The organism is Streptomyces globisporus (assembly GCF_003501885.1).
Classification (GTDB): Bacteria; Actinomycetota; Actinomycetes; order Streptomycetales; family Streptomycetaceae; genus Streptomyces; species Streptomyces globisporus_D.
This window is the reverse complement of sequence record NZ_QWFA01000119.1, coordinates 24,132-32,733: the sequence shown is the minus strand read 5'-3', so window position 1 is coordinate 32,733 and position 8,602 is coordinate 24,132. Positions and strand designations below refer to the sequence as shown.

7 protein-coding genes and 1 pseudogene are annotated in these 8,602 nt (G+C 71.2%); 7 read left to right on the top strand and 1 reads right to left on the bottom strand.

Annotated elements, in window-relative coordinates; translation table 11 throughout:
- Nucleotides 1-160 precede the first annotated feature (160 nt).
- The 4 genes and pseudogenes from D3105_RS21750 (at nucleotide 161) to D3105_RS21740 (ending at nucleotide 2,318) form a co-directional block, all read left to right on the top strand.
- Nucleotides 161-355, top strand: coding sequence for a hypothetical protein (locus D3105_RS21750; RefSeq protein ID WP_118904762.1), 195 nt, complete (start codon nucleotides 161-163; stop codon nucleotides 353-355).
- Nucleotides 356-441: 86 nt separating this feature from the next.
- Nucleotides 442-798, top strand: a pseudogene (locus D3105_RS34655) (replication initiator); the annotation flags it as partial.
- A 78-nt stretch (nucleotides 799-876) separates the two neighbouring features.
- Nucleotides 877-1,074, top strand: a complete 198-nt coding sequence (locus D3105_RS34650; RefSeq protein WP_165891059.1) for a helix-turn-helix transcriptional regulator — start codon at nucleotides 877-879, stop codon at nucleotides 1,072-1,074.
- The gene (locus tag D3105_RS21740; RefSeq protein ID WP_118904760.1) at nucleotides 1,074-2,318 is read left to right on the top strand and encodes a tyrosine-type recombinase/integrase; all 1,245 of its coding nucleotides are present in this window, start codon (nucleotides 1,074-1,076) and stop codon (nucleotides 2,316-2,318) included. The genes D3105_RS34650 and D3105_RS21740 overlap by 1 nt, the downstream gene beginning before the upstream one ends.
- On the opposite strand, the gene D3105_RS21735 is transcribed toward D3105_RS21740, so the two are convergent.
- Nucleotides 2,269-3,195 carry a CAP domain-containing protein gene (locus D3105_RS21735; RefSeq protein WP_118904759.1) on the bottom strand — a complete coding sequence of 309 codons (927 nt, stop codon included), beginning with the start codon at nucleotides 3,193-3,195 and terminating at the stop codon, nucleotides 2,269-2,271. The genes D3105_RS21740 and D3105_RS21735 overlap by 50 nt on opposite strands.
- Before the next feature lie 238 nt (nucleotides 3,196-3,433).
- Between D3105_RS21735 and D3105_RS21730 the strand changes: the two genes are divergently transcribed.
- The 3 genes from D3105_RS21730 (at nucleotide 3,434) to D3105_RS21720 (ending at nucleotide 8,568) form a co-directional block, all read left to right on the top strand.
- Nucleotides 3,434-3,715, top strand: a complete 282-nt coding sequence (locus D3105_RS21730) for an acylphosphatase (protein ID WP_030587789.1) — start codon at nucleotides 3,434-3,436, stop codon at nucleotides 3,713-3,715.
- 438 nt (nucleotides 3,716-4,153) lie between these two features.
- Complete coding sequence (locus D3105_RS21725) at nucleotides 4,154-4,366, top strand: hypothetical protein (protein WP_006127885.1); 213 nt, start codon at nucleotides 4,154-4,156, stop codon at nucleotides 4,364-4,366.
- A 338-nt stretch (nucleotides 4,367-4,704) separates the two neighbouring features.
- On the top strand, nucleotides 4,705-8,568 hold the full coding sequence (locus tag D3105_RS21720) for an AAA family ATPase (protein ID WP_118904758.1): 3,864 nt from the start codon (nucleotides 4,705-4,707) through the stop codon (nucleotides 8,566-8,568).
- The last annotated feature ends 34 nt before the right edge of the window (nucleotides 8,569-8,602 follow it).

The window sequence follows — 8,602 nt, the reverse complement described above, 5'->3', positions numbered from 1 at the left end:
GCGGCCACTGCGACGGCTTCCCCACCGTCACCATCACCACCGGCACCCGCACCGCCGATGGGCAGCGCAAGACCATCACCGCGAACTGCCCCGCCTGCCGCGGCACCGGCCACACCACCACCGCCGTCCGCGCTCACACCCGGATCGGGGCGTGAGGGGCATGGCCGACCTGACCCCCACCCCGGACCGTCCCGGCCTCCACGTCAGTAAGCCCTCCCCGAATGCCCCGGCCACCGGCTCGGCCGTCTGCCACTGCGGCGCTACGGCCACCGCCACGGGCGACAACCAGGTGCGTGCTCTGGTCGAGGGCTACACCGCGAACCACGGTTCCGCGCACGGCCGGGCGGGACGCTGACCATGAACACCGCTGCTACTGCGGCGGGCCTGGACCCGGCCACCCTGGGCGATCTGCTCCGGGTGGTCGGGTCTCCCGGCTCCGGGTGGTCGGGGGCGGTGCTGTGGAACAACCACGCCTCCGACCTCTGGCGCTACTTCACGATCTACCTCCGACGCGAAATCGCCCGCCGCGCCGGACTCACCCAGAAAGCCGCACGCGAACAGTCCAAAGTCTCCTTCGGAAAGGTCGCGGAGTACCAGAAGCGCGGAGCCGTCCACTTCCACGCGGTCATTCGCTTCGACGGACCCGACGGCCCGGACACCCCGCCCCCGGCCTGGGCGACCCTCGGCCTCCTGGACGACGCGATCCGCGCCGCCGCCGCCCGGGTTGAAGTCGTCGTGCCGGCCGTTCCGGAAGCCGGGATCCGCGACGGCTGGACTCTGCGGTGGGGCACGCAGCTCCGACATCCAACACAACCGCGAAACCGCCCGCGAACACCGCGCCGACCTCGAAGCGCTCGACGGACCGGAGGTGTGGGCATGAAACGGCCTCTCCCCGACCGCTACCTGACCCCGATCGATCTCGCCGACCTCCTGGGCGTCCCGATCGAGACGGTCTACCAGTGGCGCCGCAAGGACACCGGCCCCCGCGGCTTCCGCGTCGGCCGACACCTCCGCTACGACCCCGAAGACGTCCGCGCCTGGGTCGCCACCCTCATGGACAAGGAAGCCGCCTGATGGCCGGACACATCCAAGATCGCTGGTACAAGACCGAACCCGGACCGGGGGGCAAGCTCGTACGCGTCAAGACCGACCGCCACGGCATCGGCCTGCGCTACCGCGCTCGCTACATCGGCCCCGACGGCTCCGAGAAGTCCAAGAGCTTCCCCGACAAGCAGAAGCGCAAGGCTGAGACCTGGCTGTCCAACGTGGAAGCCGACATGTCCCGTGGCGACTACATCGCGCCCGAGGCAGGCAAGGTCACCTTCGAGCAGTACGCGACGCGGTGGATGAAGACGCAGATGACAGACCCGGCGACCCGCGAAGCCGTCGAGATGCGGTTGAGGCTGCACGCTCTCCCGCACATCGGTAAGCGGCCCATCGGGTCGTTCAACCCGACGCACCTTCGCCTTTGGATGCGGGGCCTAGAAGACGCGGGCCTGTCCGCCGCATACCGGCGCGGGATCTTCGCGCACGTATCGACGGTCTTCACGGCCGCAGTCGAGGACCGAGTCATCCGGGCGAATCCGTGCTCGGCGCGATCGGTCAAGGCTCCCCGTCTCGATCCCCGAAAGATCAAGCCTTGGCCCGCCGAGCGCGTCAAGACTGTTCGGGAAGCTCTGCCGGAGAAGTACCGCGCGATGGTGGACCCCGCTGCCGGATGCGGTCTTCGTCAGGGGGAGGTGTTCGGGCTAGCGGTTGAGGACGTGGACTTCCTCGGTGGCGTCCTCCACGTGGTCCGGCAAGTCAAGCTGCTCCGCGGGCGGCCCGTCTTCGCTCCGCCCAAGGGAGGGAAGGAGCGGGATGTTCCTCTGCCCGAGTCCATCGCCTTCGGGCTGGCTGGCCACCTGACGCGGATGCCTGCTGTCGAGGTGACGTTGCCGTGGAAGACGTTGGACGGCCCGCCCGTTACTGCGGCGCTGATCTTCCGTAGCCCTGAGGGTCACGCGCTGAACCGCAACAAGTTCAACGACCGCCAGTGGCGGCCCGCCCTACGTGGTGCTGGTGTGGCTGAGGGGCGGGACAACGGGATGCACGCGCTGCGACACTTCTATGCGTCGGTGCTCCTGGACGCGGGGGAGAGCATCAAGGCCTTGAGCGAGTACCTGGGGCATCACGACCCCGGTTTCACGCTGCGGACCTACACCCACCTGATGCCGTCGAGTGAGACTCGTACGCGCGCCGCTGTCGACGCAGTCTGGGCCGCCCCGGTTACCGATGACGGCCCGGAGACGGCNCGATGGTCTTGTAGTCGCAGTTGAGAATGTTCGCGCGGTGGCCTTCGCTGTTCATCCAGCCCTCCATCACGGCCTGGGCGTCCGCCTGACCGCGAGCGATGTTCTCCGCCGCCAGCCCCTGGACGCCCGCCTGCGCGGCCCGGTCCCAGGGGGTGTCGCCGTCCGGGTCGGTGTGGTCGAAGAAGCCCCGGGCCGCCATGTCCTCGCTGAAGTTCTGGGCGAGCGAGGTCAGCGGGGCGCTGGTGGACAGCGGGGAGCAGCCGACCTTCGCGCGCTCCTGGTTCACCAGGGCCAGCACCTCGCTGCGTGCGGAGGCGTCGGTCGGGGAAGGGCTCGGCTTCTTGCTGGGCGGCGGAGCCGCGGAGGTCTTCGGCGGCGCCGGGGCCTTGCTCGCCGGGGCGGAGCTCCTTTCCGGGGCCGAGGTGGGGGCCTTCGACTTCTTCGACGGGGTGGCGGCCGGCTTCTTCGACGCGGAGGGCGCGGCTGATTTCGACGGCGTCTTCGAGGGCGAGGCGGAGGGCGTCTTGGACGGGGTCTCGGAAGGCGTCTTCGACGGCGACTTGCTTGGCGCCTCGGGACGTTCGCTGCCCCGGCTTGCGGGGGAGGAGGACCGGTCGGCCGGCGCGGTGGAGCTGCCGCCCTGCGTCAGCAGATCCGGAGCGCCGCCGGTGCGCACCTGGTCGGAAGCGGTGGGGGCGCCGGTGGTGTACGTCTCGTCGCCGGGGATCAGGCCCGAGGCGACGGCCACCGCTCCGACGGCCACGGCCGCCGAGACGCCGAGGAGCCCGGTCCGGATCGGCACGGCGGACTTCTTCCGGCGCGTGCCCCGGCGCCGGGAAGCGGCCCCGGCCGCGGGTTCTTCAGCGGCGGGGCCTGCGGCGGATCGTCGGTGGCGTCCCATGCGCTGTGCCTTCCTGATACTCCGGACGCCGCCTGCGACGTCACGCGATTGCCCCGTTTGCTGAACGGCCCTGATGATCGAATGCGATAGGCCGGGGAGCGAATACCGCTTGATCGACTTTCCGTCGACGCCCGTCCGATACTCACCCGATCGAGTGAGGCTGTTGCGACGGGACTGTAGCCCATGGGCGAAAGGGGGCGGCGTGCTTCTTGAGCAATTGGCCGGTTAGCGTTCGGGCATGAACGAAGAAGCACGCCTCGTCGTCTGGGTACGCGGCCGAGTACAGCAAGTAGGCTTCCGTTGGTTCACCAGGGCAAACGCTTTGGAGATCGGCGGGCTCATCGGGTTCGCCCTCAATCTCGACGACGGCAGGGTGCAGATCGTGGCCGAGGGCCGGCGTGAGAATTGCCACCGTCTGCTGGAGTGGCTGCGGTCCGACGACACACCCGGGCGCGTGGACGGAGTCACTGAGATCTGGGACACCCCGCGCGGCGGCTACGACGGATTCGCCATCCGCTGATCCCGCCCGGAGCGAGTGCTTCCGATCCGCTCCGTGAACGCCGCGCGCCGAACGGTCACCGGAACGTCCGCTCGGCCCCCGCACCCGAAATGACCTGCGACGGGAGCCGACGGCGGCCGGTTGTTGCCAGAAGCGGAATGTCATGCAAGGCTGCGGCATTGACGAAGATCCGCGCACCCCTCGGGGTCCCGCAGGAGAGCCGCGCCGCATGATCGTCCGGCCGCGCGCCCCCGGGACACCCGGGTGCACAGCGTGTGATCGTGTTGACCGTCAAACTTTTTGGTGAGACGCTGAAAACCCCGCGCACCTTAGCTGTTCGGTAGAGCTGATTAGCAGCAGAACCGCAGTGGTGACAGAGCCCTGCCGAGCACCGCGGGTGCGATCCCCTGACGACCCACACCGCATCGGTCGGTCACTCATTGTGGAGGACCATCCATCATGGCAAAGGCGCTTCTCGGTTACGTCGGCGGTTCCGACCCGCGACTCCTCGCCGAGATGCGACGGCTCCAGCAGCGCGTCCAGGACCTGGAATCCGAGCTCACCCGGATCCAGGACGAGAACGACGCGCTCAACGCCGCCGCCCAGCACCAGGAGTCGCTGCTCGACAGCATCGACATCGACGTACCCCAGGGCGAGCCTGCACTGACCTGACCGTCACGGCCCTTTCGGGCCGGTCGGGCCGGGCACGCTCAGTAGCCTAGGAATCTCTCTGATCCGTCCTGCGTCACGGATCGCCGTCCCCGAACACCGGGGTCCCCGCACTACGGGGATGTCGATGTCCGGTCATACGACGATGCACGGCGTGGGCCACAGCTGCATGAACGGCGACGCGGGCTGCACCGCGACGTCATCAAGATTCACAGGGACGCTTCGGCGTCCCTTTTTCTTTGCCCGACGGCCACCCCCGGACCCGCCCCCCTTCGCTTACCGTCTGATGTGCCCTGCACCTTCATCAGCGAAACCGAGAGCGAAAGGTAGAGTCCGGCGGCGTGCACCTCAAGGCCCTGACCCTGCGTGGTTTCAAATCGTTCGCGTCCGCCACCACCCTGCGGTTCGAACCGGGGATCACCTGCGTCGTCGGACCCAATGGATCCGGGAAATCCAATGTGGTGGACGCGCTCTCCTGGGTCATGGGGGAACAAGGGGCCAAATCCCTGCGCGGCGGCAAGATGGAAGACGTGATCTTCGCCGGGACGACCGGGCGGCCGCCGCTCGGGCGTGCGGAAGTGTCGCTGACCATCGACAATTCCGACGGCGCATTGCCCATCGAGTACGCCGAAGTGACGATCACTCGGATCATGTTCCGCAATGGCGGCAGCGAATACCAGATCAACGGTGACACCTGCCGGCTGCTCGACATCCAGGAACTCCTCTCCGACTCCGGTATCGGCCGCGAGATGCACGTCATCGTGGGGCAGGGCCAGTTGGACTCCGTCCTGCACGCCGACCCGATGGGCCGCCGGGCCTTCATCGAGGAAGCCGCGGGCGTGCTCAAGCACCGCAAGCGGAAAGAGAAGGCGCTGCGGAAGCTGGACGCGATGGGTGCCAACCTGGCCCGGGTCCAGGACCTCACCGACGAACTGCGCCGCCAGCTCAAACCGCTCGGCCGGCAGGCCGCCGTCGCCCGCCGGGCCGCCGTCATCCAGGCCGACCTGCGCGACGCCCGTCTCCGGCTCCTCGCCGACGACCTGGTGACCCTGCGGGACGCGCTGCGCGACGAGATCGCCGACGAGGCGGAGCTGAAGAAGCGCAAGGACGCGGCCGAGGCCGAGCTGAAGACGGCCCTTCTCCGCGAGGCGGAGCTGGAGGGCGAGGTGCGCCGGCTCGCGCCCCGGCTCCAGCGCGCCCAGCAGACCTGGTACGAGCTGTCGCAGCTCGCCGAGCGGGTCCGCGGCACGGTCTCCCTGGCCGACGCCCGGGTCCGCAGCGCCTCCGAGGCGCCGGCCGAGGAGCGCCGCGGCCGCGACCCCGAGGACCTGGAGCGCGAGGCGGCCCGGATCCGCGAGCAGGAGGCGGAGCTGACGGCGGCCCTGGAAGCGGCCGAACACGCGCTGGAGGACACGGTTGCCCACCGCGCCGACCTGGAACGCGAGCTGGCCGCCGAGGAGCGCCGGCTCAAGGACGCGGCCCGCGCCATTGCCGACCGGCGCGAAGGGCTCGCCCGGCTGAACGGCCAGGTCAACGCGGCCCGCAGCCGGGCGGGTTCGGCCCAGGCCGAGATCGACCGGCTGGCAGCCTCCCGTGACGAGGCCCAGGAGCGCGCGGTCGCCGCCCAGGAGGAGTACGAGCAGCTCAAGGCGGAGGTCGAAGGGCTGGACGGCGTCGACGAGGAGCTGACCGCCCGCCACGAGGAGGCCAAGCGGGCCCTGGCCGGGGCCCAGGCCGCCCACAGCGCGGCCCGCGACGAAGCCACCGCCGCCGAGCGCAGGCGGGCGGCGGTCGCGGCCCGGCACGAGGCGCTGGCCCTGGGCCTCCGCCGCAAGGACGGCACGGGCGCGCTCCTCGGCGCCCGGGACCGGCTGGCCGGACTCCTCGGCCCCGCCGCCGAACTGCTGAGCGTCGAGCCGGGGTACGAGATCCCGGTCGCGGCAGCCCTGGGCACGGCGGCGGACGCGGTGGCCGTCACGGACCCGGCCACGGCGGCCGACGCGATCAGGCTCCTGCGCGAACGGGACGCGGGGCGGGCGGCGATGCTGCTGGGCGGGGGGCCGGATGCGGCCCCGGTTGCCGCGGAGGGCCGGGCCCATCAGGTACCGGGTCAGCCCGGTGAGCACGTCCCCGCGCCTGAGGGGTCCGGCGAGCGGGCGCCCGTACCCGGACAGTCCGGTGAGCACGTGCCCGCGCCGGAGCAGTCCGGCGAGCGGGCGCCTGTACGGGGCGAAGCCCCGCACTCCGCGCCCGCCGTGCTGCCCGGCCAGGGCGGCGCTCCCGGTGAGCCCGCGCCCGCCGTCGGCCCCGGCCCTGCCTCGGGCCTCGCCCCGACAGGCCCCGGTGAGCCCTCGCCCGCCACCGCCGTTCTCCGCGACGGCCACGCGGAGACAGCCACCGCCACTGCGCTCGCCGTCGCCGATCTCGTGCGTGGGCCCGCCGCGCTCGTCGGGGCCGTCCGGCGGCTCGTCGCGGGCATGGTGGTCGTCGCGACGCTGGAGGACGCCGAGACGCTGGTCGCCGCGGAACCCGGGCTGACCGCGGTGACCGGGGAGGGGGACGTGCTCTCCGCCCACTTCGCGCACGGCGGGTCGGCCGGGGCGCCCAGCCTGCTGGAGGTCCAGGCATCCGTCGACGAGGCCGCCGCCGAGCTGGCCGAACTGGCCGTGCGGTGCGAGGAACTGGCCGAGGCCCAGCGCCTGGCGGGGGAGCGGCGCACGGAGCAGGCCGCGCTCGTCGAGGAGCTGGGGGAGCGCCGCCGGGCGGCCGAGCGGGAGAAATCCGGGTTCGCCCAGCAGCTCGGGCGGCTCGCCGGGACGGCCCGGAGCGCGGCGGGCGAGGCCGAGCGCATGACCGCCTCCGCCGCCCGCGCCCAGGAGGCCCTGGAGCGGGCGACCGAGGAGGCCGAGGAGCTGGCCGAACGGCTGCTGGTCGCCGAGGAGACGCCGGCCGAGGAGGAGCCCGACACCTCCGTGCGGGACCGGCTCGCCGCCGACGGGGCCAACGCCCGCCAGACCGAGATGGAAGCCCGGCTCCAGGCCCGTACGCACGAGGAGCGGGTCAAGGCGCTGGCCGGGCGCGCCGATTCGCTGGACCGGGCCGCCCGGACCGAACGCGAGGCCCGCGCCCGTGCCGAACAGCGCCGGGCCCGGCTGCGGTACGAGGCCGAGGTCGCCGGCGCCGTCGCCTCGGGCGCCCGTCAGCTGCTGGCGCACGTCGAGGTGTCCCTCGTACGGGCCGACGAGGAGCGGACGTCCGCCGAGGCGGCGAAGGGCGAACGCGAGCGTGAACTGGCCGTCGAGCGCGACCGGGGCCGGGAGCTGAAGGGCGAGCTGGACAAGCTCACCGACTCGGTCCACCGGGGCGAGGTGCTGGGAGCGGAGAAGCGGCTGCGGATCGAGCAGCTGGAGACGAAGGCCTTGGAGGAGCTGGGCGTGGAACCCGCGGGGCTGGTCTCCGAGTACGGGCCCGACCAGCTCGTACCGCCGTCGCCCGCCGCCGAGGGCGAGGAGCTGCCGGAGGACCCGGAGCACCCGCGCAATCAGCCGAGGCCGTACCGGCGGCCCGAGCAGGAGAAGCGGCTGCGGTCGGCCGAACGGGCGTACCAGCAACTCGGGAAGGTGAATCCGCTCGCGCTGGAGGAGTTCTCGGCGCTGGAGGAACGGCACAAGTTCCTGTCCGAGCAGCTTGAAGACCTGAAGAAGACCCGGGCCGATCTGCTTCAGGTGATCAAGGAGGTCGACGAGCGGGTCGAGCAGGTTTTCACCGAGGCTTACCACGACACCGCCCGGCAGTTCGAGGGCGTCTTCTCGCGGCTCTTCCCCGGCGGCGAGGGCCGGCTCATCCTCACCGACCCGGACAACATGCTCACCACCGGCGTGGATGTCGAGGCGCGCCCACCGGGCAAGAAGGTGAAGCGGCTCTCCCTGCTGTCGGGCGGCGAGCGGTCCCTGACGGCGGTGGCGCTGCTGGTCTCGATCTTCAAGGCCCGGCCCAGTCCGTTCTACGTGATGGACGAGGTCGAGGCCGCGCTCGACGACACCAATCTGCAGCGGCTGATCCGGATCATGGAGGAGCTCCAGGAGAGCTCGCAGCTGATCGTGATCACCCACCAGAAGCGGACGATGGAGGTCGCCGACGCGCTGTACGGCGTGTCCATGCAGGGCGACGGGGTCTCGAAGGTCATCAGCCAGCGGCTGCGCTGAGTCTTTACCGAATCATCAGAGGTTCAAGGCACCT

Bases quoted from the DNA above. Each gene is read 5' to 3' on its own strand.
- D3105_RS21750 (WP_118904762.1), top strand. From the start codon at position 161: ATGGCCGACCTGACCCCCACCCCGGACCGTCCCGGCCTCCACGTCAGT.
- D3105_RS34650 (WP_165891059.1), top strand. From the start codon at position 877: ATGAAACGGCCTCTCCCCGACCGCTACCTGACCCCGATCGATCTCGCC.
- D3105_RS21730 (WP_030587789.1), top strand. From the start codon at position 3,434: ATGAACGAAGAAGCACGCCTCGTCGTCTGGGTACGCGGCCGAGTACAG.
- D3105_RS21725 (WP_006127885.1), top strand. From the start codon at position 4,154: ATGGCAAAGGCGCTTCTCGGTTACGTCGGCGGTTCCGACCCGCGACTC.